This is a genomic window from Streptomyces sp. NPDC060035 (assembly GCF_042736635.1).
Taxonomy (GTDB): domain Bacteria; phylum Actinomycetota; class Actinomycetes; order Streptomycetales; family Streptomycetaceae; genus Streptomyces.
Genome location: NZ_JBHWVO010000014.1, coordinates 1 through 23,219, shown reverse-complemented (window position 1 = coordinate 23,219; position 23,219 = coordinate 1). Strand labels below are relative to the sequence as shown.

The 23,219-nt window shown below is 68.7% G+C and carries 19 protein-coding genes and 2 pseudogenes; 18 read left to right on the top strand and 3 right to left on the bottom strand.

Going from position 1 to position 23,219, the window contains the following annotated elements; genetic code table 11:
• The first annotated feature begins 23 nt into the window (after window positions 1-23).
• From ACFWBQ_RS22200 to ACFWBQ_RS22185, 4 genes are all read left to right on the top strand, one after another.
• Complete coding sequence (locus ACFWBQ_RS22200) at window positions 24-1,820, top strand: ABC transporter substrate-binding protein (protein WP_385491643.1); 1,797 nt, start codon at window positions 24-26, stop codon at window positions 1,818-1,820.
• Between the two features lie 105 nt (window positions 1,821-1,925).
• Entirely contained in the window at window positions 1,926-2,903 is a 978-nt protein-coding gene (locus ACFWBQ_RS22195) for an ABC transporter permease (RefSeq protein ID WP_385491641.1), read from the top strand.
• A gap of 10 nt (window positions 2,904-2,913) precedes the next feature.
• A complete protein-coding gene (locus tag ACFWBQ_RS22190) occupies window positions 2,914-3,975 on the top strand; it encodes an ABC transporter ATP-binding protein (protein ID WP_385491639.1) in 1,062 nt (353 codons plus the stop codon).
• A 15-nt stretch (window positions 3,976-3,990) separates the two neighbouring features.
• Window positions 3,991-5,109 carry an ABC transporter ATP-binding protein gene (locus tag ACFWBQ_RS22185; RefSeq protein WP_385491637.1) on the top strand — a complete coding sequence of 373 codons (1,119 nt, stop codon included), beginning with the start codon at window positions 3,991-3,993 and terminating at the stop codon, window positions 5,107-5,109.
• Between the two features lie 138 nt (window positions 5,110-5,247).
• Here the strand turns inward: ACFWBQ_RS22185 and ACFWBQ_RS22180 are convergent, their stop codons facing one another.
• Window positions 5,248-5,814 carry a chloramphenicol phosphotransferase CPT family protein gene (locus ACFWBQ_RS22180; RefSeq protein ID WP_385492102.1) on the bottom strand — a complete coding sequence of 189 codons (567 nt, stop codon included), beginning with the start codon at window positions 5,812-5,814 and terminating at the stop codon, window positions 5,248-5,250.
• A 189-nt stretch (window positions 5,815-6,003) separates the two neighbouring features.
• On the opposite strand from ACFWBQ_RS22180, the gene ACFWBQ_RS22175 reads away from it, so the two are divergent.
• From ACFWBQ_RS22175 to ACFWBQ_RS22150, 6 genes are all read left to right on the top strand, one after another.
• Entirely contained in the window at window positions 6,004-7,638 is a 1,635-nt protein-coding gene (locus ACFWBQ_RS22175) for an ABC transporter substrate-binding protein (RefSeq protein ID WP_385491634.1), read from the top strand.
• Between the two features lie 88 nt (window positions 7,639-7,726).
• Window positions 7,727-8,650, top strand: coding sequence for an ABC transporter permease (locus ACFWBQ_RS22170; RefSeq protein ID WP_385491631.1), 924 nt, complete (start codon window positions 7,727-7,729; stop codon window positions 8,648-8,650).
• Window positions 8,643-9,623 (top strand): ABC transporter permease, encoded by a 981-nt coding sequence (locus ACFWBQ_RS22165; RefSeq protein ID WP_385491628.1) that lies wholly within the window; start codon window positions 8,643-8,645, stop codon window positions 9,621-9,623. Before ACFWBQ_RS22170 ends, ACFWBQ_RS22165 begins: the two co-directional genes overlap by 8 nt.
• Before the next feature lie 13 nt (window positions 9,624-9,636).
• Complete coding sequence (locus tag ACFWBQ_RS22160) at window positions 9,637-10,614, top strand: ABC transporter ATP-binding protein (protein ID WP_385491625.1); 978 nt, start codon at window positions 9,637-9,639, stop codon at window positions 10,612-10,614.
• Window positions 10,604-11,824: an ABC transporter ATP-binding protein gene (locus tag ACFWBQ_RS22155; RefSeq protein WP_385491622.1), complete on the top strand. Its 1,221-nt coding sequence runs from the start codon at window positions 10,604-10,606 to the stop codon at window positions 11,822-11,824. Before ACFWBQ_RS22160 ends, ACFWBQ_RS22155 begins: the two co-directional genes overlap by 11 nt.
• Window positions 11,825-12,031: 207 nt before the next feature.
• Entirely contained in the window at window positions 12,032-13,150 is a 1,119-nt protein-coding gene (locus ACFWBQ_RS22150) for a hypothetical protein (RefSeq protein ID WP_385491619.1), read from the top strand.
• A 3-nt stretch (window positions 13,151-13,153) separates the two neighbouring features.
• Here ACFWBQ_RS22150 and ACFWBQ_RS22145 read toward each other — a convergent pair whose 3' ends face one another.
• Window positions 13,154-15,280: an alpha/beta fold hydrolase gene (locus tag ACFWBQ_RS22145; RefSeq protein WP_385491617.1), complete on the bottom strand. Its 2,127-nt coding sequence runs from the start codon at window positions 15,278-15,280 to the stop codon at window positions 13,154-13,156.
• A gap of 166 nt (window positions 15,281-15,446) precedes the next feature.
• Between ACFWBQ_RS22145 and ACFWBQ_RS22140 the strand changes: the two genes are divergently transcribed.
• From ACFWBQ_RS22140 to ACFWBQ_RS22105, 8 genes and pseudogenes are all read left to right on the top strand, one after another.
• Window positions 15,447-15,641, top strand: coding sequence for a hypothetical protein (locus ACFWBQ_RS22140; RefSeq protein WP_014154257.1), 195 nt, complete (start codon window positions 15,447-15,449; stop codon window positions 15,639-15,641).
• A gap of 96 nt (window positions 15,642-15,737) precedes the next feature.
• Window positions 15,738-16,655 carry an N-acetyl-1-D-myo-inositol-2-amino-2-deoxy-alpha-D-glucopyranoside deacetylase gene (mshB, locus tag ACFWBQ_RS22135; protein WP_385491614.1) on the top strand — a complete coding sequence of 306 codons (918 nt, stop codon included), beginning with the start codon at window positions 15,738-15,740 and terminating at the stop codon, window positions 16,653-16,655.
• Complete coding sequence (locus tag ACFWBQ_RS22130; protein ID WP_385491611.1) at window positions 16,652-17,113, top strand: DUF6113 family protein; 462 nt, start codon at window positions 16,652-16,654, stop codon at window positions 17,111-17,113. The genes mshB and ACFWBQ_RS22130 overlap by 4 nt, the downstream gene beginning before the upstream one ends.
• Window positions 17,114-17,287: 174 nt before the next feature.
• Window positions 17,288-19,450, top strand: a complete 2,163-nt coding sequence (locus tag ACFWBQ_RS22125) for a hypothetical protein (protein WP_385491608.1) — start codon at window positions 17,288-17,290, stop codon at window positions 19,448-19,450.
• Between the two features lie 138 nt (window positions 19,451-19,588).
• Window positions 19,589-19,979, top strand: a pseudogene (locus tag ACFWBQ_RS22120) (ATP-binding cassette domain-containing protein); the annotation flags it as partial.
• A gap of 31 nt (window positions 19,980-20,010) precedes the next feature.
• Complete coding sequence (locus ACFWBQ_RS22115) at window positions 20,011-20,427, top strand: sensor histidine kinase (protein ID WP_385492128.1); 417 nt, start codon at window positions 20,011-20,013, stop codon at window positions 20,425-20,427.
• Window positions 20,428-20,467: 40 nt separating this feature from the next.
• Window positions 20,468-21,079 (top strand): response regulator, encoded by a 612-nt coding sequence (locus tag ACFWBQ_RS22110; protein WP_385491606.1) that lies wholly within the window; start codon window positions 20,468-20,470, stop codon window positions 21,077-21,079.
• 298 nt (window positions 21,080-21,377) lie between these two features.
• Window positions 21,378-22,754, top strand: a complete 1,377-nt coding sequence (locus tag ACFWBQ_RS22105) for an alpha-amylase family protein (protein WP_385491603.1) — start codon at window positions 21,378-21,380, stop codon at window positions 22,752-22,754.
• 103 nt (window positions 22,755-22,857) lie between these two features.
• On the opposite strand, the pseudogene ACFWBQ_RS22100 reads toward ACFWBQ_RS22105, so the two are convergent.
• Window positions 22,858-23,219: pseudogene (locus tag ACFWBQ_RS22100) on the bottom strand (coagulation factor 5/8 type domain-containing protein); the annotation flags it as partial.

Genomic DNA, 23,219 nt, shown 5'->3' with positions numbered 1-23,219 from the left:
GACAGGTAGGTGCACTTAGCATCATGAATCCCATTCGATCGCGTTCCGCACGCGCCATCATCATCGCGGCCGCTGCCGGCTCGCTGGCGCTCACCGGCTGCTCCAAGGACAACGGCAAGGACGCCAAGGACGAGTCCAAGTCCAAGCAGGACGCCGCGTCCCAGTCGAAGCCTGTCGTCTACGGCGACGCCGCTGTCTCGACCGGCCCGGCGGCCGAGGTCCCGGGCGCCAAGCCCGGCGGCTCGATCAACATCTACACTCAGTCCGACCTGTCCCACATGGACCCGGGCCAGATCTACGTCAGCGACGCGGGCCAGTTCGCCAACCTGGTCCACCGCAAGCTGACGAACTACCAGGAGGACGACAAGGGCAACCTGACGGTCGTCGGTGACATCGCCACCGACGCCGGCAAGTCCTCCAACGGTGGCAAGACCTGGACGTACACGCTGAAGGACGGCATCAAGGACGAGGACGGCACCGCCATCACCTCGGCCGACGTCCGTCACACCATCGAGCGTCAGTACTCGAAGGTCATCTTCGACGGCCCGTCGTTCGTCCAGACCTGGCTCTCCGGCTCCGACTACCGCAAGGCGCTGCCGGACGGTCCGTACAAGGGCAAGCACCTGCCCGACAGCGTGCTGTCGACGCCGGACGCCAAGACGGTCGTCTTCAACTTCGACAAGCCGCGTCCGGACCTGCCGCAGGCGCTCTCCATGGCCGGTTACGCCATCGTGCCCGCGAAGGCGGACACGAAGGAGAAGTACGACAAGGCCCCCAAGTCGCTCGGCCCGTACAAGATCGCCGAGTACAAGCCCGGCAAGTCCCTGAAGCTGGTCAAGAACACCAACTGGGACGCGAAGACGGACGCGGTTCGCCACCAGTACGTGGACGGCTACGACTTCACCACCACGATCGACCAGGCCAGCCAGACCAAGCGTCTGATCGCCGACCAGGGCGACGCCAAGAACGCCATGCAGTTCACGGACTCCGTGGACCCGGCCCAGACGTCGTCCGTGATCGGCAACGCGGCGGTCAACAAGCGCACGATCAAGGGTTACCAGCCCTACGTGTGGCAGATGAGCTTCAACCTGGACCGCCTCAAGGACAAGAAGGTCCGTGACGCGATCACCTACGCGCTCCCGAACCAGTCCATGATCCAGGCTGACGGCGGCAAGTACGGCGGCGAGCTCGCGGGCGGTCTGTTCGCGCCGACCCTGCCGGGCTTCGACCCGACGTACGACCCGTTCGGCAAGCTGAAGAAGCCCAACGGTGACCCGGCGAAGGCCAAGGCGCTGCTGAAGGAGGCGGGTGTCGCCAAGGGAACGAAGCTCACCTACGCCTACTCCAACACCCCGCGTGGCCAGAAGCAGATGGTCATCATCAAGGACGCGCTGGCCAAGATCGGCTTCGACGTCCAGGCCAAGGAGATCGAGCGCGCGACCTTCTACGAGCAGATCGGTAAGCTCGACAACGGCTTCGACCTGTACATGACCGGTTGGGGCCAGGACTGGTCCTCCCAGTCCACGGTCGTCACCCCGGTCTACGACGGCAAGCTGGTCGCCGACGGTCAGCCGAACTACTCCCACATCAACGACGCCAAGGTCAACGAGCTCATCCAGGAGGCACTGGTCCTGGAGCCGACGGCCGCGGCCAAGAAGTGGGAAGAGGCGCACAAGCGCATCGTCGAGGAGATCAACCCGGCTGCTCCGGTCTACTACTCGAAGCAGCTCCAGCTCTTCGGTTCCAACATCGGTGGCGCTCGGTACAGCACCAACTCGAGCTACATCGACATCAACCGTCTCTACCTGATCCAGCCGTAACTCTCATCCACGGCTGATCCATGGGGGTGCGCGCCAGGCGGAGCGCACCCCCATGGACTCCCCACCCTTACAACCCGCCGCTTCCGAAGAGAGCAGCCTCCCGCGATGCTTCAGTTCCTCATCCGCAGGTTGACCGGCGCAGTCGTCATCATGTTCCTGATCGGCGCCTTCACGTTCTTCCTGTTCTACACAGTCCCCCAGGACTTCGCCCAGCTCTCCTGCGGCAAGAACTGCTCGCCGGAGAACATTGCGGTCATCCGTGAAAACCTCGGCCTGGACCAGCCCATCACCACGCAGTTCTGGGAGTTCATGCGCGGTATCGTCGTCGGCCGTGACTTTGCCATCGGGCACTGTTCGGCTCCGTGCCTGGGGCAGTCCTTCAGCACCGGCGACTTCGTGTGGGACTCGATCATGGACCGCTTCCCGCTGACGCTGTCGCTGACCGTCGGTGGCCTGGTGATCTTCCTGGTGATCGGTCTCGGCTCCGGTATGCTCGCGGCCTGGAAGCGCGGTACCGTCCTGGACAAGGTTGTCAGCGGCGCGTCGATGGTGCTCAGCTCGTTCCAGATCTACTTCCTCGGTCCGATCGTCCTCGGCATCTTCGTCTTCAGCACGGGCTGGATGGAAAGTCCGAAGTACGTCCCGTTCCTCGACAACCCGGTCAAGTGGGCCATCGCCCTGCTGATCCCCTGGGTCGTCATGGCGACGATCTTCACCGCGCAGTACACCCGTATGTCGCGCTCCACGATGATCGAGCAGCTCCAGGAAGAGCACGTCCGCACCGCGCGTGCCAAGGGCATGCCCCAGCGGTACGTCTTCTTCCGCTACGCCTGGCGAGGCTCGCTCGCCCCCATCGTCACCATCCTCGGCATGGACCTCAGTGGACTTCTCGCCGGTGGTGTCGTCACCGAGTTCACCTTCCAGCTGGCAGGCATCGGGCGTCTGGCGGTGGACTCCTCGCTGACCAAGGACCTTCCGGTGACCATGGGAGTGATGCTGTTCGGAGCCTTCTTCATCCTGCTCCTGAACATCGTCGTCGACCTCGCCTACGCCTACATCGACCCGCGCGTGCGCCTCGCCTAGGAGAACGACCGTGACCACACTGACCAAGACCGAAGACACTCCGGCCCCGACCGGGCCCGAGGCCTTCCTCTCGGTACGCGACCTGCGGGTGAGGTTCTCCACCGAGGACGGCATCGTCAACGCGGTCGACGGACTCTCCTTCGACGTCGAGCGTGGCAAGACGCTGGGCATCGTGGGTGAGTCGGGCTCCGGAAAGTCCGTGACCAACCTGGCGGTTCTGGGTCTGCACAATCCCCAGAGCTCCTCGGTCGAGGGCGACATCATCCTCGACGGCCAGAACCTGACCAAGGCTTCCGAGAAGGAGATGGAGAAGCTCCGCGGCAACAAGGCCGCGATGATCTTCCAGGACGCCCTGACCGCGCTCTCGCCGTACTACACGGTGGGCCGCCAGCTCATCGAGCCGTTCCGCAAGCACACCGGCGCCTCCAAGAAGGAGGCGAAGGTACGGGCCGTCGAGATGCTGACCAAGGTCGGCATTCCGCAGGCGACGATGCGCTTCGACGACTACCCGCACCAGTTCTCCGGCGGCATGCGCCAGCGCGTGATGATCGCCATGTCGCTGATGTGCGACCCCGAACTGCTGATCGCCGACGAGCCGACCACCGCGCTCGACGTGACCGTGCAGGCCCAGATCCTGGACCTGCTCAAGGACCTCCAGCAGGAGTTCGGGTCGGCGATCATCTTCATCACCCACGACCTGGGTGTCATCGCCAACATGGCGGACGACCTCCTGGTGATGTACGCCGGACGGGCGGTGGAGCGCGGTAGCGTGCGCGAGGTCCTCCGGGCTCCTCAGCACCCCTACACCTGGGGTCTCCTGAGCTCGATGCCGCGCCTGGGGGGCGACATCAGCGAGGCGCTCATGCCGATCCCCGGATCCCCGCCGAGCCTCCTCAACCCGCCGTCGGGCTGCGCCTTCCACCCGCGTTGCGCCTTCACCGACAAGGTGAGCGGCTCGCGGTGCAGTGGCGAGCGGCCGTCGCTGGGCGACGGGCGGGCCTCGGCCTGCCACCTCACGCCGGAGCAGAAGCAGACCATCTTCATCGATCACATCAAGCCCCGGCTGGGCTAGGGAGACGCAGAGACAATGAGTGAGAACGTCACTCTGCCTGAACAGCAGGGTTCCACGGATGAAGTTCGTGAACGACGCGAACTGCTCTCCGTCGAGGGCATGGCCATGCACTTCCCGATCTACGGAGGGTTTCCCTTCAAGCGCAAGGTCGGCGCCGTCAAGGCGGTCGACGGGATCGACCTGACGGTGTACGAGGGCGAGAGCCTCGGCCTCGTCGGGGAGTCCGGCTGCGGAAAGTCCACCACCGGCCGGATGATGACCCGGCTGCTGGAGCCCACCGGCGGAAAGATCACCTACGACGGCAAGGACATCACCCACGCCGGCCGCAAGCAGCTGGCGCCCATCAGGTCCGAGATCCAGATGATCTTCCAGGACCCGTACTCGTCGCTGAACCCGCGGCAGACCGTCGGCACCATCATCAAGAGCCCGATGGAGGTCAACGGCATCAAGCCCGCCGGGGGCCGGGAGAACCGGGTGCGGGAGCTGCTGGAGCTCGTGGGTCTCAACCCCGAGCACTACAACCGTTTCCCGCACGAGTTCTCCGGCGGCCAGCGCCAGCGCATCGGTGTGGCCCGCGCCCTGGCGCTCCAGCCGAAGCTGATCATCGCCGACGAGCCGGTCTCGGCCCTCGACGTCTCGATCCAGGCCCAGGTGGTGAACCTGCTGCAGAAGGTGCAGAAGGAGATGGGCATCGCCTTCGTGTTCATCGCGCACGACCTGGCGATCGTGCGGCACTTCTCCGAGCGCGTGGCCGTGATGTACCTGGGCAAGATCGTGGAGGTCGCGGACCGCGACTCCCTCTACAACCGGCCCCGGCACCCCTACACCCACGCTCTGCTCTCGGCGGTGCCGGAGACGGACGTCGACAGCGGGAGCAGGGAGCGCATCCGGCTGGAGGGAGACGTGCCCTCGCCGATCTCGCCTCCGTCCGGTTGCCGGTTCCGCACGCGCTGCTGGAAGGCGCAGGACAAGTGCGCCACCCAGGAGCCTCCTCTCGTCCAGATCTCCGGCAGCCGGGACGGTCACCTGACCGCCTGCCACTTCCCGGAGGACCCGACGACCGAGAAGCGCGGCGGGGACATCATCCTCGACCCGGCACTGGCCCGGCTCGAGGACAATGCGGTCGAGAAGTAGAACGGCCTGGCTCCGGTGGAGCCCGGCTGTCGCGTGATCGTAAGAATCTGCGGCCTTCGCGCTGAATGTGCGTTCCCTCATGGGACGCATGCTCAGGGCGAAGGCCGCTTCTTCGTGTCCGGCCGCCGGACCGGTTGATCAGGTCTTCCGCATACGTTCAAAAGCGGTCGGACGCGGCCGGTGGCGAAGAAAGTCCCTGATCAGGTGTGCGCACTCCAAGGGGCTCGCACTGCTGGTGTCGCACTCGATGTCGTAGACGCCGTGGGCATGGACACGGTCGAACTGGAGGGCGGCCAGCCCAGCCGGACGGTTTCCGCGCGCCTTCTCGCGGCGTTCCAGCTCCGGCAAGGGGCAGTGCACTTTGACGAGCACGACGTCCTGAGGGGCGAACAGGTCCAGGCAGTCGTCAAGCCGCCACGGTTCGCTCAGGATGTGATCCACGATGATGTTGTTGCCCGCCGCGGCCATGCCGGCGACCGCGCGATGGAATCCCATCCAGGTGCGTCTGAGGACGACGGGGAGCTGGTCCGGTGTGAGCTCCGGCTTCGACCGCATGGCGTGGAACGCGTCCACGGGCATGTGGAAACACGGTCCGTCAAGGATTCCGGCGAGCTCCACGGCCAGGCTCGACTTGCCCGAGCTCGAGGTGCCGTTCAAGAAGATGATCAGTCCACCGGTGACCTGTTCAGGTTCCCGTGAGCTCATCGAGCCGGTGGCCGGAGGGGCCGTCATGTGCTTTCCCGTCATGGGCAGGCTCCGGACCCCTCGATCGGTGGCGGTGAAAGCCTACTGCTTCCCGGCCTGCCACGGGCGGCGGAGGTAAACATGCGAAAGGAGGTCATATGGGGTGATATAAGGCAGTGAGTCACTCAATGGACCCCTAGGAGGCACTCCATGCGCGGAGCCACACAGGCCAGGTGGGCCGCATGCGCGGTCGCCGTCGCCCTGGCAGCGACGGCCTGCGGCGGCGGGGACGACAGCGGTGGTGGCAGCGGTGGCGCCGACGGGATCGTGAGCTCTTCCTGGGGCGACCCGCAGAACCCGCTGGAGCCCGCCAATACCAACGAGGTGCAGGGCGGCAAGGTCCTCGACATGCTCTTCCGGGGGCTCGTGCGGTACGACGCCAAGACGGGGGAGGCCAAGAACGAGATCGCGGAGAAGATCGAGTCCACCGACTCGCAGAACTTCACCATCACCATCAAGGACAACTGGACCTTCAGCAACGGTGAGAAGGTCACCGCGCAGTCCTTCGTGGATGCCTGGAACTACGGCGCGGCGCTGAAGAACAACCAGAAGAACGCGTACTTCTTCGCTTACATCGACGGCTACGACAAGGCCCATCCCGAGGCGGGCAAGGCCGCCACCGACACCCTCGCCGGCCTCAAGGTGGTCAACCCGACGACCTTCACGGTCAAGCTGTCCCAGAAGTTCTCGCTCTGGCCCGACACCCTCGGCTACGCGGCCTTCGTGCCGCTGCCCAAGGCCTTCTACTCGGACCACGACGCCTGGCTCTCCAAGCCGATCGGCAACGGTCCGTACACCGTTGACTCGTACGCCAAGGGCTCCTCGATGAACCTGCGCAGGTGGGACGACTACCCCGGTGCGGACAAGGCGCAGAACGGCGGCATCGACCTCAAGGTCTACACCGACAACAACACCGCCTACACCGACCTGACGGCGGGCAACCTCGACCTGGTCGACGACATTCCCGCCTCGCAGCTCAAGAACGTCGAGGCGGACCTGGGGGACCGGTACATCAACACCCCGGCCGGCATCATCCAGACGCTCGCCTTCCCGTTCTACGTGAAGGCCTGGAACACGCCTGACGCGGTCAAGGTCCGGCAGGGCCTGTCGATGGCGATCAACCGGGAGCAGATCACCGACCAGATCTTCCAGAAGACCCGCACCCCCGCCTCCGACTGGACCTCCCCGGTCCTCGGTGAGGAGGGCGGCTTCAAGGAAGGTCTGTGCGGCTCCCCGTGCGAGTACAACAAGGCGGAGGCCAAGAAGCTGATCGAGGACGGCGGCGGCATCCCCGGCGGCCAGCTCAAGATCTCGTACAACGCGGACACCGGCTCCCACAAGGAATGGGTCGACGCGGTCTGCAACAGCATCAACAACGTCATGGGCAACAACGAGGCCTGCGTCGGCAGCCCGGTCGGCACGTTCGCCGACTTCCGGAACCAGGTCTCCACCCAGAAGCTGACCGGCGCCTGGCGTGCGGGCTGGCAGATGGACTACCCGCTCATCCAGAACTTCCTCCAGCCGCTCTACTTCACCAACGCCCCGTCCAACGACGGCAAGTGGAGCAACGAGGAGTTCGACGGCCTGGTCAACAAGGCCAATGCCGAGGCCGACAAGGCCACGGCCGTCAGCACGTTCCAGGACGCGGAGAAGATCCTCGCCGATCAGATGCCCGTCATCCCGCTCTGGTACCAGAACGGCAGCGCCGGCTACTCGGACCGGGTCGAGAACGTCGCCCTGAACGTCTTCAGCGTCCCGGTGTACGACCAGATCAAGGTCAAGTGACCCGAGCCGGGCAACCGGTGCGGCCCACCGCACCGGCCGCCCGGCTTCCGGGTCCCTCCGCTGTTCGCCCCGACCCCCGGAGCCCTTCATGGGACGTTATGTGATCCGGCGGCTGCTGCAGATGATCCCCGTCTTCTTCGGCACCACGCTGTTGATCTTCCTCATGGTGAACGTGATGGGCGACCCCATCGCGGGCCTCTGCGGCGACCGCCAGTGCGACCCCGCGACCGCCGCCCAGCTGCGCACCGAGTTCGGTCTCGACAAGCCGGTCTGGCAGCAATACCTGACCTACATGGGCCACATCTTCACCGGGGACTTCGGCACCGCGTTCAACGGGCAGAAGGTCACGGAGCTGATGGCCACCGCCTTCCCCATCACCATCCGGCTCACCATCGTCGCGATCGTGTTCGAGATCGTCATCGGCATCAGCCTCGGCGTCGTCACCGGACTGCACCGCGGGCGGCCCGTCGACACCGGGGTCCTGATCCTGACCCTCGTCGTCATCGCCGTACCCACCTTCGTCACCGGTCTGCTGCTCCAGCTCCTCCTCGGTGTGGAGTGGGGCATCATCAAGCCGTCCGTCTCCCCCGAGGCGCCGCTCGACGAACTCATCGTCCCCGGCCTCGTCCTGGCCTCCGTCTCCCTGGCCTACGTCACCCGGCTCACCCGGACCTCGATCGCCGAGAACGCCCGCTCCGACTACGTCCGTACCGCCGTGGCCAAGGGGCTTCCCCGGCGCCGGGTCGTCGTCAGGCACCTGCTGCGCAACTCCCTCATCCCCGTCGTCACCTTCATCGGTACGGACGTGGGCGCCCTGATGGGCGGGGCGATCGTCACCGAGCGCATCTTCAACATCCACGGAGTCGGCTACCAGCTCTACCAGGGCATCCTGCGCCAGAACACCCAGACCGTCGTCGGGTTCGTCACCGTGCTGGTCCTCGTCTTCCTCGCGGCGAACCTGATCGTCGACCTCCTGTACGCCGTACTCGACCCGAGGATCCGCTATGCCTGAGCAGCAGAAGCCGTGGGACGAAGCGATCTCGGGGGCCGGGGCCGGCGGTGCGATGGACCTGGCGGTGGACGAGGGCACCACCCTGGAGAAGACGCCCGGCGGCCCGGAAGGAACCGGCCCCGCCGGCAAGCCCCGCAGCCTGTGGTCCGACGCCTGGCGTGATCTGCGCCGCAACCCGGTCTTCATCATCTCGGCGCTGGTCATTCTCTTTCTGGTGATCATCTCGATCTGGCCGTCGCTGATCACGGACCTCGACCCGCTCGACTGCGATCTGAGCAAGGCCCAGGAGGGCTCCCAGCCCGGTCACCCCTTCGGCTTCGACGGACAGGGCTGCGACGTCTACACCCGCACCGTGTACGGCGCACGCACCTCGGTCACGGTCGGCGTCTGCTCCACGGTCGGCGTCTCGCTGCTGGGCGGCGTGCTGGGCGGCCTCGCCGGCTTCTTCGGGGGCAAGGGCGACGCCGTCCTCTCCCGCATCACGGACGTCTTCTTCGGCATCCCGGTCGTCCTCGGCGGCCTGGTCTTCCTCTCCGTGGTCACCAGCTCCACCGTCTGGCCGGTGATCGGTTTCATCGTGCTGCTGGGCTGGCCCCAGATCGCCCGTATCGCACGAGGCTCGGTCATCACCGTCAAACAGAACGACTACGTCCAGGCGGCGCGGGCGCTGGGCGCCTCCAACTCGCGGATGATGCTGCGGCACATCACCCCCAACGCCATCGCCCCGGTGATCGTCGTCGCGACGATCGCGCTGGGTACGTACATCTCGCTGGAGGCGACCCTCTCGTATCTGGGTGTCGGCCTGAAGCCGCCGGCCGTCTCCTGGGGCATCGACATCTCCGCCGCCTCCCAGTACGTCCGCAACGCGCCGCACATGCTGCTCTGGCCCGCCGGGGCGCTGGCGATCACGGTGCTCGCCTTCATCATGCTCGGCGACGCGGTGCGCGACGCCCTCGACCCCAAGCTGCGCTGAGGAGCCCGCTGCCATGTTGCTCGAAGTGCGCGATCTGCACGTGGAGTTCCACACCCGGGAGGGGGTGGCCAAGGCCGTCAACGGGGTCAACTACTCGGTGGCCGAGGGCGAGACACTCGCTGTTCTCGGCGAGTCCGGCTCGGGCAAGTCGGTCACCGCCCAGGCGATCATGGGGATCCTCGACATGCCGCCCGGGAAGATCAGCGGGGGCGAGATCCTCTTCAAGGACCGCGACCTGCTGAAGCTCAAGGGCGAGGAACGGCGCAAGGTCCGCGGCCAGGAGATGGCCATGATCTTCCAGGACGCGCTGTCCTCGCTGAACCCGGTGTTGAGCGTGGGGCAGCAGCTGGGCGAGATGTTCGTCGTGCACCGCGGGATGTCCCGCAAGGACGCGAAGGCCAAGTCCATCGAGCTGATGGACCGTGTGCGCATCCCGGCGGCCAAGGAGCGCGTCGGGAACTTCCCGCACCAGTTCTCCGGCGGCATGCGCCAGCGCATCATGATCGCCATGGCGATGGCGCTGGAGCCCGCGCTGATCATCGCCGACGAGCCGACCACCGCCCTGGACGTGACGGTCCAGGCCCAGGTGATGGAGCTGCTCGCAGAACTGCAGCGCGAGCTCAACATGGGCCTGATCCTGATCACCCACGACCTCGGTGTGGTGGCCGACGTCGCCGACAAGATCGCCGTGATGTACGCGGGCCGGATCGTCGAGACCTCGCCCGTCCACGACATCTACAAGGCGCCCGCCCACCCGTACACCAAGGGCCTCCTGCGGTCGATCCCGCGCCTGGACCAGAAGGGCCAGGACCTGTACGCGATCAAGGGGCTGCCGCCCAACCTGCTGCACATCCCGCCCGGCTGCGCCTTCCACCCGCGCTGCCCGATGGCCCAGGCCGTGTGCCGTACGGACGTACCGCCGCTGTACACCGTGGACGAGACCCGCCGGAGCGCCTGCCACTTCTGGAAGGAGACGCTCGATGCCCGCTGAGGACCCGAGCCGTCAGGACGTCACCACCGGGGGCTCCACCCTGGTCTCCGAGGTGCGCGAGAGCGGCCCTGCGCGGCCGTACGCGGAGGGCGACCCGATCCTGGAGGTGCGCGGCCTGGTCAAGCACTACCCACTGACCCGGGGCATCCTCTTCAAGAAGCAGATCGGCGCGGTCAAGGCCGTCGACGGGGTCGACTTCGACCTGGCGGCGGGCGAGACGCTCGGCATCGTGGGCGAGTCCGGCTGCGGCAAGTCGACCGTCGCCAAGATGCTGGTGCACCTGGAGCCGCCCACCGGGGGCGCCATCCGCTACAAGGGCGAGGACGTCACCAAGCTGTCGGGCCGTGCGCTGAAGGCCGTGCGCCGCAACATCCAGATGGTGTTCCAGGACCCGTACACCTCACTGAACCCCCGCATGACCGTCGGCGACATCATCGGGGAGCCGTACGAGATCCACCCCGAGGTGGCACCCAAGGGGAGCAGGCGCCAGAAGGTGCAGGACCTGCTCGATGTCGTCGGTCTGAACCCGGAGTACATCAACCGGTATCCGCACCAGTTCTCCGGCGGTCAGCGCCAGCGCATCGGCATCGCCCGCGGCCTCGCGCTCAACCCGGAGATCATCGTCGCCGACGAACCGGTGTCCGCGCTCGACGTGTCGGTCCAGGCCCAGGTGGTCAACCTGCTCGACCGGCTGCAGGCGGAGTTCAGTCTGAGCTTCCTGTTCATCGCGCACGACCTGTCGATCGTCCGGCACATCTCGGACCGGGTGGGCGTCATGTACCTCGGCCGGATCGTCGAGATCGGCACCGACGAGGAGATCTACGACCACCCCACGCACCCGTACACCCAGGCGCTGCTGTCCGCCGTTCCGGTGCCGGACCCGACGGCCCGGGAGTACCGCGAGCGGATCATTCTGCACGGTGACGTCCCGTCCCCCGCGAACATCCCGTCCGGCTGCCGCTTCCGTACGCGTTGCTGGAAGGCGCAGGAGCGGTGCGAGCTGGAGGTGCCGCTGCTGGCGGTCCCCGCGGTCTTCCGGGAGACGGACACGCCGGCCAGGCACGATTCGGCCTGTCACTTCGCCGAGGAGAAGCAGGTGGTGCCGCCGGAGGGGCTGCTGGAGACCCCCGAGCCGCAGGACGCCCCGCCGTCCTTGCACAAGGATGCCCCGCCGTCCTTGCGCAAGGACGACCCGGGCGACAAGAAATGATAAAAGGGCATCACATTCGTTAACACAGAGGCAACTTGACTGTCGCCACACCGATATACGAACGCACCACCATGAAGAACGTACGGCCGTGCGGGTGCCGTGAACCGGCCGGGGTGCTCATCACGTCGCCCCGGCCGGTTTCCCGTTCCCCGCCTTTCCCCACAGGTCCCCTTGTTCATCGGCGGGCCGCGGTGGAGTATCGCTGGGGTGATACTCACCCGGGGAGCCAGAATCACCGGTGCGGTGCTGTGTGCCGTACTCGGTGTCATCGTCGCGGGCTGGATCGTGCGGGACATCCGGGCGGCCGGCGATCCGCTGGACCTGCTTCGCTACTGGGCCGGTTACACCGACGCCCGGCCGGAAGCGCTCCCCGCGACGGCGCAGGCGGACATCGTGCTCCTCGCCGTGTACGCCCTTGCCACGACCGCCGCTCTGCGTTCCTCGGTGGCCGCTTCGGCACTGGTCGCCACCGGCGTGGTCACGCTCGCCCTGCGGCTGCCCGGCGTCTGGACCACCGGCGCCTCCTGGATGGACGGGCGGTACAGCGACGAACTGCGCACCCGCGCCCTGCTCGGCACCTTCGTCGCACTGGCCGCCGGACTCGCGCTGATCGTCACCGGTGCGGCGGGCCGCAGGCCGGCCGCGGACTCCTACGAACCGAGGCCGACCCGGCCCGGCCAGGGAGCCGCGGTCACCGCTTTCCTGGTGCTCGGTGCCTCGGGCGCCGTGCTGATCGCCTGGGAGATCCGCCAGTTCGTCACGCTGCCCTCGGCGCTGTATCCCGACTGGTTCATCGGTGGGAACGCCGTCCGGGTCGAACTGATCAGCGCTCCGCCCGGCTGGAGCAGCGTGGCGCTCGCGGTGCTCTGCCTCGTCGTGGCGTTCACCGCGCTCTTCCACGCCGTCCACGCCCGGCCGCTCGGCATGATCGCCGCGGCGTTCCTGCTGCTCTCGGGAGGCCTCGGGATCGCCCGGGCCTTTCACCACGAGATGCTCGACCGCTTCGGAGACCTGGGGAGCGAGTACCAGCTCATCGTGCTGACCTCGTTCTTCCTCGCCTTCGCCGGGGCGACCGGACTGATCGTGCTGTCCCGCAGAGGCTTCGAGGACGTGGACGGAGGCGGCCGGGGCTACGACGGCTACGGAGCGGGCGGTTACGGCCCGCCGCCGGGCAGCGGCGGCTACGGATACCCGCAGGGGCCCGGCGGGGGCCCCGCCCCGGGGTACGGCTACCCACAGGCCCAACCGCCCGGCCCCGGCTACGGCCCGCCGCCGGGCGGCGGATTCGGTCCTCCGCCGCCCTCGTCCCCGCCGCCCGCATGGTGACGCCTACGCGGGCGTCAGCCCCAGCGACCGCCTGAGGAAGTCCACCTGGAGCAGGAGCAGATTCTCCGCGACCTGCTCCTGGGGGGTCATGTGCGTCACCCCGCTCAGCGGCAGCACCTCGTGCGGTCGTCCCGCCGACAGCAGCGCGGAGGACAGCCGCAGCGCATGGGCGACGACCACGTTGTCGTCGGCCAGACCGTGGACGATCATCATCGGCCGTACCTGGTCGGCGGCCCGGGAGAGCCCCTCGTCCGTCACCAGCGAGTTGTAGGCGTACACCTCGGGCTGCGCCGTGGGGTCGCCGAGATAGCGCTCCGTGTAGTGGGTGTCGTACAGCCGCCAGTCCGTCACCGGGGCGCCCACGACAGCTGCGTGGAAGACATCGGGGCGCCGCAGCACCGCGAGCGCCGAGAGATAGCCGCCGTAGGACCAGCCGCGCATCGCCACCTTCGAGAGATCCAGCGGGAACCGCCCGGCCAGTGAGTGCAGGGCCTCGATCTGGTCGTCCAGGGTGAGGGCGAAGTCGTCCCTGACCGCCTTCTCCCAGCCGGGCGAACGCCCCGGCGCTCCCCGGCCGTCCGCGACGATCACGGCGAACCCCTGGTCGGCGAACCACTGGGACGTCAGATGCGGATTGTGCGCGGCCACCACCCGGCGACCGTGCGGACCGCCGTACGGGTCCATCAGAACGGGAAGAGGGCCGTCCGAGTCCTGGTAGCCGGAGGGGAGCAGCACGGCGCACGGAATCCGCCGTGCGCCCCCCTCCGTCAGCTGAACCCGGGCCGTCAGGACCGGCTCCTGGGCGTGGTTGGCCACGGTGGCGGTCTGCTTGCCGTCCCGCATCACCCGCACCGCCGTTCCCGGGTGCTCCAGAGATGCCGAGAGCAGGACCGTCACCCCGCCCGAACGCACCGCGGAGTGCACCCCCACGCCTTCGGAAACGCGCTCGACGCCCAGCTCGTTGACCCGGTACACGTGGCTCTGTCCGGTCTCCGGATCCGCGGCCTTCTCACCCGCTGTCGCCGACACCAGGATGTCCGACTCCCCGATGTCCAGCACCGACTGGATGTGCAGCTGGGCCCCGGTCAGCGGCCGGTCACCGACCGACAGCACCCGCGCACCGCCCTCGTCCGCGATCCGCACGAGCCGCCCGTCCGGCGCCCACGCGGGCACCCCGGCGAAAAGATCGAGCCAGACCGCATCCTCGTCCACATGCACCGTACGAGTCGCACCGCTCTTCGTGTCCACGGCCAGATGCAGCTGACTGCGCTGGTCACGGGCCTGCACCAGGAGCAGCGGGGCGCCGTTCGAGGACCAGTGCACCCGGGCCAGATACGGGAAGCGGGTCCGGTCCCAGACAATCTCGGTACGTGTCCCGTCCAGGCCCATCACATAGAGCCGCACCTCGGCATTGGCCGTCCCCGCAGCCGGATAGCCGACCTCGGCCGGCTTGTTTCCGGGGTGGGCGGGGTCGGAGATCCACCACCGCTGGACGGCGCTGTCATCGACCCGGGCGACCAGCAGCCGGTCCGACTCGGGCGACCACCAGAAGCCCCGGTAGCGGCTCATCTCCTCGGCCGCCACGAACTCGGCGAGGCCGTACGAGGTGTGCGCGTCGTCCGGCTCGGCGAGGGGACGGTCTCCGTCGCCCGCCGCCCCTACGACCCGCAGTGCGCCCCGGGTGACATAGGCGATGTGCCTGCCGTCCGGGGAGGGGCGGGGGTCGATCACCGGGCCCGGGACCGGCAGTGCGCGCGCCGTGCCGGCCCGCAACTCGGCGACGTACACCTTGCCGGAGAGGGCGAACGCGGCCAACTCGGCCGCCTCGTCCACCGCGTAGCCGACGATGCCCGCCGAACCCTCCCGGACCCGTTCGCGCCGGGCCCGCTCCTGCGGCGATAGCTTCTCCGCCGAACCCCCCAGCAGGGCCTCGGGGTCGGCGGCGACGCGCTCCTCGCCGGTTTGCGGGTCCAGCACCCAGAGGCGGTTCGTCCGGTCCGTGCCGGACGCCGAGCGGAGGAAGATCACCCGCGTCCCATCCGGTGAGACGGTGAAGGCCCGGGGTGCGCCCAGAGTGAACCGCTGGGTCCGGGCGTGCTGGCGGGCGAAGGACAGCTTCTGCGAGGTCATGGCCCCGAACCTAGCCCGGAGGGAGCCGCACGTGCGCCCCTCGTGCTGCTGTGCCCCGATCAATGCGTTGGCACGGATAGTTATGATCCGTAGCGCTCGGTGGGTATGAACCTGCTGGCTCCATGTGTGCTGCCCGTCCCGACCGTACTGATGGAGGTGAACCGCCGTGGCACTCTCGATTTCGGCGGTGGTGCTGCTGGCGATCGTCGTCTTCCTGCTGATCCGGAAATCCGGACTGAAGGGCGGACATGCGGTGGTCTGCATGTTGCTCGGGTTCTATCTTGCGAGCTCGTCGATTGCGCCGACCATCTCGGAGGTGACGTCGAATGTGGCAGGCATGATCGGGGGCATCAAGTTCTGACGGGCGGTGCGCACGCGACGGCCGTGGCGGGCCTGTCGGGTTCCCCGGCCCGTGGGGGAGTCCCTCCGCACGGCGGGGGGCTCGTAGGGTGGCCCCATGAAGGACCTTCCTGCCCGCCGTCTGCTCCTGGTGCACGCGCACCCCGACGACGAGTCGATCAACAACGGCGCCACCATGGCCAGGTACGCGGCCGAGGGCGTCCACGTCGCCCTGGTGACGTGCACCCTCGGCGAGGAGGGCGAGGTCATCCCACCGGACCTGGCGCACCTCGCCGCGGACCGGGACGACGCCCTGGGCGCCCACCGGGTCGGTGAACTCGCCGCCGCGATGAGGGAGCTCGGGGTCACCGACCACCGCTTCCTGGGCGGACCGGGCCGGTTCCGCGACTCCGGAATGATGGGCACCGAGCAGAACCACAGGCCCGGTGCCTTCTGGGACGCGGACCTGGACGGCGCGGCCGGGCATCTCGTCGAGGTGATCCGCTCCGTGCGCCCCCAGGTCCTGGTCACCTACGACCCCGACGGCGGCTACGGCCACCCCGACCACATCCAGGCACACCGCGTCGCGATGCGCGCGGCGGAGCTGGCCGCAGATCCCGCGTACGGCGACGGCCCCGGTGACCCGCACACGATTGCGAAGATCTACTGGAACCGGGTGCCCCGCTCCGTGGCCGAGGAGGCTTTCGCCCGGCTGCGGGATGCCGCCCCGGACGCCTTCCCGGGGATCGCCGCCGTCGACGACGTACCCGGCGTGGTGGACGACGCGGAGATCACTGCGGAGATCGACGGTTCGGAGTACGCAGCGGCGAAGACCGCGGCGATGAGGGCGCATGCCACCCAGATCGCCGTGGAGGGGCCGTTCTTCGCCCTTTCGAACGACCTGGGGCAGCCCGTTTTCACCACCGAGTACTACCAGTTGGTGCGCGGGGCCTGCGGCAGGGACGATGATGCCCGGGAGCACGACCTCTTCGCGGGCGTGCCGGACGTGGCGGCAGCACCGGGAGCACAGGTATGAGCAGCAGGCAGAGACAGCGGGCCGCGTCGCAGTCGCCGCGCAGCAACGCGCCGCCCAGGGGGCCCGAGCCGACCGGTCTCGCCGCACCCCTCAACCCCGCGCGGATCGCCCTGTATGTCGGTCTCGCGGTACTGGGTGCCGTCGTCGGGCTTGCGGGCACCCTCGTCCAAGCGGGCCTGTTCCCGGGCGGGTTGCTGCTCGCACTCGCCGCGTCGGCCGGACTGTTCTACGGGGGCCGGGTACTCGCCCGGACCCAGCTCGGCGCGCTGGCACCGGCCGTGGGCTGGTTCATCGCCGTGATCGTCCTGCTCAGCGGCCGCCCCGAGGGCGACTACGTCTTCGGCGACGAGCTCGGTCTGACGCTCTTCATGCTCGGCGGCATGGGTGTCGCTGTGATCTGTGCCACCATGTCGCGGTTGCCATATTCGGCCACCAACACCGGCCGACCTGGCACGTGATGTGCTACATCCGCTCCCGGATTGCCCCCCTCGAAAGCGACGGGTGCATCCTTGTTTCCCCCGGGGCGGAGAGTCTGTCGGCGGTGGCCAGTATGGTGGTGCGCGCGCCGAGCCGTCCCCTGGCCTGCGGCATGGGGGAAGTACGGGCGGCGGAGCCAATCGGGAGAACCTGCTTTGAGTCGTGAAACTGACAGTTCGTCCTCCGGGCCCCAGGGGCACGGCGGAGCCGCGTACCCGTCGGGTACGCCGCCGTACGGATCACGCCAGTATCCGTCGCTGCACCCGTCTCAGGACGGGCCGGAGGAGACTCCGGAACCTGTGGATCCGCCTCAGTCCGAGGAGCCCAGAACCGAGACGACGCTGACGACGCGCATCCGGATCAACATCCCGGGTTCGCGTCCGATCCCGCCTGTCGTCGTGCGTACGCCGATGAGTGACACCGGCACCTCCGGCCGACCGGACGCCGAGCGCACCGGCAGCATGCCGAGGCCCGGCGCGCCCGCGCCGTCCTCCGGTGGCGCGGCAGGCGCAGGCGAGCGTGGCGGTTCCGGCCCGGATGCGCGGGACGGCCGGGCCGCCGAGGCGTCCGCCGAGAAGCCGGCCAAGGAGAAGAGCGGCAGCGACTGGTTCGCGCCGCGCAGGACCCCGCCGCCCGGAGCGGCGGCCCCCGGCCCGTCCGGCCCCCCTGCCGGTCCGTCCTCCACGGGCGGCGGAACGGGCGGCGGACAGGGTCCGGCGCCGACACCGCCCCGCACCGACCAGCCGTACTTCTCGGACGGTCCGCCGGCGGGCACCCCGCGCCCCGGGCGCAGCGCTCTCGACGAGTTCGATGCGGACGGCCCCGGTGGCCCGCGTCCCACGCCGAATCTCGGAGTGCGCACACCGGGTCCGTCCGGGCCGACCACCGGTCCGGTCACGGGAAGTTCGTCCCTGACGCCGAATCTCGACAACATGCCCGGCATGGGCGGCCCGGCAGGTCCCGGCGGTCCGGCAGGGCCCAGGCCCGGCGGTCCGTCCGGCGGCCAGGGCGGTCCGTTCGGCCCCGGTGGTCCGTCCGGCCCGGGTGGTCCGTTCGGTCCCGGTGGTCCGTCCGGCCCGGGCGGCCCCGGCGGCGTACCGCCCCGGATGTCCGACGACACGGCGATCCTGACGCCGCAGGCCGCGGCCCCGGCGCCCGGCTCCGCCGGTCATGTCTCCGGTGACACGCTCACCAGCGGCATCCCCGTCGTCCCGCCGGAGTCCCGTTCACCGTTCCCCGGTAGCCCGGGTGCTCCCGGCGGCCCGCGTACCGACCTGGGGTCCGACGGGCCCATGGGCAGCGGGCCGGCCGGTCCGGCCTCCCAGGCTCCCGCACCCCGGCCCGTACCGAAGGCCGCGCCGCCCGCCAAGAAGGGCCGATCCAAGCTGGTCCTCCTGGGCGCGGGCGTCGTCGTGCTGCTCGGCGTCGCCTATGGCGCCGGACTGCTGATGAACCACTCCGAGGTCCCCAAGGGCACCACCGTCCTCGGCGTCGACATCGGCGGTGGCACGAAGGAGGAGGCGGTCACCAAGCTCGAGGCCGCCCTCGGGAAGCGCGCCCAGGCGCCCCTCCAGCTCTCCGTGGACGGCAAGGAGCAGAAGCTCGCCCCGGACAAGGCCGGTCTCACCCTGGACAGCCAGGAGACCGTCCGAGGCGCCGCGGGCAGCGACTACAACCCGGTCTCGGTGATCGGCTCCCTGTTCGGCGGGGCACGCCCGGCCGACCCGGTGATCCCGGTCGACGAGGAGAAGCTCGGGGTCGCGCTGACCGACCTGGCGGGCGTCTCCGGATCCGCCAACGACGGCACGATCAAATTCGAGCCGAACAAGGCCGTGGCCGTCCCCGGCAGGACCGGCAAGGCACTGGACGTCAACCGGTCGATGATCTCCGTTCGCGATGCCTACCGTGCGCAGGTCCAGACCGGTAAGCCCGCCGTCGTCGAACTGCCCGTCGCAACCACCCAGCCCACGATCGACAAGGCCGAACTGGACCGGGCCATGAAGGACTTCGCCGAGCCCGCGATGTCCGGGCTGGTCACCATCAAGGCAGGCTCCAAGAAGATCGATTTCGGCCCGGCGAGGTCGCTGCCGCAGATCCTGTCCATGAAGCCGGTCGACGGCAAGCTGGTCGAGGTCTACGACAGGGAGGCGATCGACGCCCTGCTGGACGGTGTCTTCGACGGCGTCATGATCACCAAGGGTGACGGTACGAAGCACCAGGTCAGCGCCTCTGACGTGGCTCAAGCCATGCAGACCGCGCTGCTCGGCAAGACCTCCGCGCAGCGCACCGTCGCGATCGACCTCGGCGGCGAGGGCTGACCGGACGCCACCCCTGCAGCCGCCCCTGTCCGGATTCCGGGCAGGGGCGGTGCCGTGTCCCCCGCATGGCATCTGTCATCCCCGGATGACGACCGGCGGCACTGCCGCCCGGACCGCGGTCCGGGCCAGGCTGGACGTATGACAACAACAGCCGCCGAACACATGGCCGATGGCCCGGCCGTGGTGAGTTTCGACCACGTCAGCAAGGCGTACGGGGGACGTACGAGCCGTCGACGGACTCACCCTCGGCCTGTACCCGGGCCTGACCGTGGCACTGCTCGGCCCCGACGGCGCGGGGAAGTCCTCCACCCTCGACCTGCTCCTCGGGCTGCGGCACCCCGACTCCGGCACCGTCCGGCTCTTCGGCATGAGCCCGCAGGAGGCCATCGCGGCGGGCCGGGTCGGGGCGATGCTGCAGTCCGGCGGCCTGATGGAGGACGTCACGGTCGCCGAGCTCGTCGGTCTCGCCGCCGCTCTGCATCCCCGGCCGTACCCGGTGGGCGAGACAATGGCCCGCGCCGGAATCGCCCGGACTCGAACGGGTCAGCAGACAGGCCCTCGTGGACGTACGCAGTGCGGTCACCGGCTACCGCAACCCGACCCTGCCCGGCGAACTGGCCGGAGCCCGTACCGCACTTGCCGCAGCCGGTATCACCGCGGACATACCGGCCGATGCCCCCGAGGACCTGCCTCGGAAGCCGGAGGAGGTGCTCGCCTGGGGCATACGGGAGGCGGTGACCAACGTCGTGCGCCACAGCGGCGCCCGGCACTGCACGATCACCCTCACCCGGCGCCAGACCCTCGACGGGCCCCTGCTCGAACTCGTCGTCGCCGACGACGGCCGGGGCGCCCCGGACCCGAAGGCGGGCAACGGGCTCACCGGCACCGCCGAGCGGCTGGCCGCGGTCGAGGGCACGCTCGTCCCGGGACCGGTCGGCGGTGGAGGGCCGGCCACGGGCACAGGGGCTTCGCACTGACCCTCCGCGTCCCGGTCGGATCCGGCCTAGGATCCACGGAATGAGCATGATCAGACTCCTCCTCGCCGAGGACCAGTCCATGGTGCGCGAGGCCCTCGCGGCGCTCCTCGGTCTGGAGCCGGACATCGAGGTGGTCGCCCAGGTGGCCCGCGGGGACGAGGTGCTGGACGCCGCCCGCGAGCACTGCGTCGACGTCGCCCTCCTCGACATCGAGATGCCGGGCCGCACGGGCATCGAGGCAGCCGCCGAGCTTCACCGGGAGCTGCCCGGCGTCAGGATCGTCGTCGTCACCACCTTCGGCCGACCCGGCTATCTGCGCCGGGCCATGGAGGCGGGCGCGGACGCGTTCCTCGTCAAGGACGCGCCGGCGTCCCAACTCGCCGCAGCGGTACGCAAGGTGCTCGCGGGCGAGCGGGTCATCGATCCGGCTCTTGCGGCTGCCGCACTCGCCGACGGTGCGAGCCCGCTGACCGACCGCGAGCGCGACGTACTGCGTGCTGCGGCGGACGGCTCCACCAACGCGGAAATAGCCGGTGCGCTCCATCTCTCGCAGGGGACCGTACGCAACTATCTCTCCACGGCGATCCAGAAGATGGCGGCCCGCAACCGGGCGGAGGCCGTCCGGATCGCCCGCGAGAAGGGCTGGCTCTAGGGTCTTTCGTTCGGATCAGGCCGGACCCCGCGAGCCCGGCATGATCCAAACGAAAGACCCTAGGGCCCCGGGCCGGCCGGTGAGGCTATCTGCCTGGTCCGACTCCTGACGTCCCGTTTCGTCAACGGGGCATCACTGCAAGGTCTTTCAGAAATCATCGGCAAAGTATTGCGTACCTTCTTGACGTGTTCACCACCAGGAAGGCAGGCTCCGAAGTCCCCCCACGGCAGCCGGGCGCGTGGCTGCCGACGCCGGGTACGGGCGACTCTGCCCGTACCCGCGACAGAAGGAGCCGCAATTGAGTTCCCGCGCCGTTCGCGCAACACTGGCGGGCCTGCTCGCAGCCGGCGGTATCGCCGCCCTCGCCCCCTGGGCCTCCCAGGCGACCCCACCGGGCGAGAAGACCGTCACCGCCACCCTCTTCGAGTGGAAGTACGATTCGGTCGCCCAGGCCTGCACGGACACCCTCGGCCCGGCCGGATACGGCTATGTCGAGGTCTCGCCCGCCACCGAACACATCCGGGGCGACCAGTGGTGGACCTCGTACCAGCCGGTCAGCTACAAGATCGCGGGCCGGCTCGGTGACCGTACGGCCTTCGCTTCCATGGTCGAGCAATGTCACTCGGCCGGGGTGAAGGTCGTCGCCGACGCCGTCATCAACCACATGTCGTCCGGTTCCGGTACCGGAACGGGCGGCACGGACTACACCAAGTACACCTATCCCGGCCTCTTCCAGGACCAGGACTTCCACACCTGCCGCAAGGACATCAGCAACTACGGCGACCGTGCGGACGTCCAGAACTGTGAACTCGTGGGCCTCGCCGACCTGGACACCGGCAGCGACGCCGTCCGGACGGCGATCGCCGGATACCTGTCCGACCTGCGCTCCCTCGGAGTGGACGGATTCCGTGTCGACGCGGCCAAGCACATGGCCGCCGACGACATCGCGGCGATCAAGGGCAGGATGACGGATCCGGGTTTCTGGGTCACCGAAGTCATCCACGGTGGCGGCGAGGCCGTCCAGCCCGAGGAGTACACAGGGATCGGGGACGTCGACGAGTTCCGCTACGGCGGGCACCTCAAGAGCGCGTTCCAGGGCGGCAGCATCGCGGGGCTGAAGTCGGTCGCCGACGGCAAGCTTCCGGGCGGGAAGGCCCGTACGTTCGTCGACAACTGGGACACCGAGCGCAACGGCTCCACCCTGACCTACAAGGACGGTGCCACGCACACCCTGGCCAACGTCTTCATGCTCGCCTCTCCCTACGGATCCCCGAACGTCTTCTCCGGCTACGCGTGGTCCGACAAGGACGCCGGCCCGCCGAACGGCGGCTCCGCCACCTGCGCAAGCGGCGGCTGGACCTGCGTGCACGCCCAGCAGGCCGTCACCGGCATGGTCGGCTTCCACAACGCCACGGCGGGCGCCGAACTGACGGACTGGTGGGACAACGGCTCCACGGCCCTGGCCTTCGGCCGCGGCGACAAGGGCTTCGTCGCCCTGAACAACGGCGACGGTGAGCTCCAGCAGACGTTCGCCACCTCGCTGCCGGCAGGTACGTACTGCAACGTGGCCCAGGCCGCACCGGAGGCCTGCGACGGCAACACGGTGCAGGTCGGCGACGACGGCGCCGTCACGGCGACCCTGCAGGCGAAGGGCGCGCTGGCCCTGCACGTCTGACCGGTGCCGCAGCAAAGGCGGGGCCCGGCCGCAGCAGCGACCGGGCCCCGTTTCTTTCCGTTCACGGCTCCGTTCACGGCTCCGTTCACGGCTCCGTTCACGGCTACGGGAAGGAGACCACCTGTGACGGGACGGTGGTGTCACCGGAGGTCGGGGATCCGGTGTCGTTGATGACGTGCTCGTACTGTCCCTTGCCGCCCAGTGACACGACGAGCAGGTCGTGGAACTTCACGCCGGGCTTCACCGGCGCCTGGAACCCGTGGTGCTGCTGGATGGTCGGGTCCACGTTGAAGTAGCAGTAGCTGCCCATGCCCCAGCCCTCGTGGGTGGTGACCGAGTCGGCGACCTTGTAGGCGGCGTAGCCCTTGACGTCGCCGTTCTGGACGGCGGCCTGGTTGGGGGCGTCGTACGCCTTCTCGTTCTGGAAGAAGATCGTCTTCCCGTTCTCGCCGTACCACTGCACGT

Coding starts and splice junctions, on each gene's coding strand:
- ACFWBQ_RS22200 (WP_385491643.1), top strand. CDS start 24: ATGAATCCCATTCGATCGCGTTCCGCACGCGCCATCATCATCGCGGCC.
- ACFWBQ_RS22195 (WP_385491641.1), top strand. CDS start 1,926: ATGCTTCAGTTCCTCATCCGCAGGTTGACCGGCGCAGTCGTCATCATG.
- ACFWBQ_RS22185 (WP_385491637.1), top strand. CDS start 3,991: ATGAGTGAGAACGTCACTCTGCCTGAACAGCAGGGTTCCACGGATGAA.
- ACFWBQ_RS22180 (WP_385492102.1), bottom strand. CDS start 5,814: ATGAGCTCACGGGAACCTGAACAGGTCACCGGTGGACTGATCATCTTC.
- ACFWBQ_RS22175 (WP_385491634.1), top strand. CDS start 6,004: ATGCGCGGAGCCACACAGGCCAGGTGGGCCGCATGCGCGGTCGCCGTC.
- ACFWBQ_RS22170 (WP_385491631.1), top strand. CDS start 7,727: ATGGGACGTTATGTGATCCGGCGGCTGCTGCAGATGATCCCCGTCTTC.
- ACFWBQ_RS22165 (WP_385491628.1), top strand. CDS start 8,643: ATGCCTGAGCAGCAGAAGCCGTGGGACGAAGCGATCTCGGGGGCCGGG.
- ACFWBQ_RS22160 (WP_385491625.1), top strand. CDS start 9,637: ATGTTGCTCGAAGTGCGCGATCTGCACGTGGAGTTCCACACCCGGGAG.
- ACFWBQ_RS22155 (WP_385491622.1), top strand. CDS start 10,604: ATGCCCGCTGAGGACCCGAGCCGTCAGGACGTCACCACCGGGGGCTCC.
- ACFWBQ_RS22145 (WP_385491617.1), bottom strand. CDS start 15,280: ATGACCTCGCAGAAGCTGTCCTTCGCCCGCCAGCACGCCCGGACCCAG.
- mshB (WP_385491614.1), top strand. CDS start 15,738: ATGAAGGACCTTCCTGCCCGCCGTCTGCTCCTGGTGCACGCGCACCCC.
- ACFWBQ_RS22130 (WP_385491611.1), top strand. CDS start 16,652: ATGAGCAGCAGGCAGAGACAGCGGGCCGCGTCGCAGTCGCCGCGCAGC.
- ACFWBQ_RS22110 (WP_385491606.1), top strand. CDS start 20,468: ATGAGCATGATCAGACTCCTCCTCGCCGAGGACCAGTCCATGGTGCGC.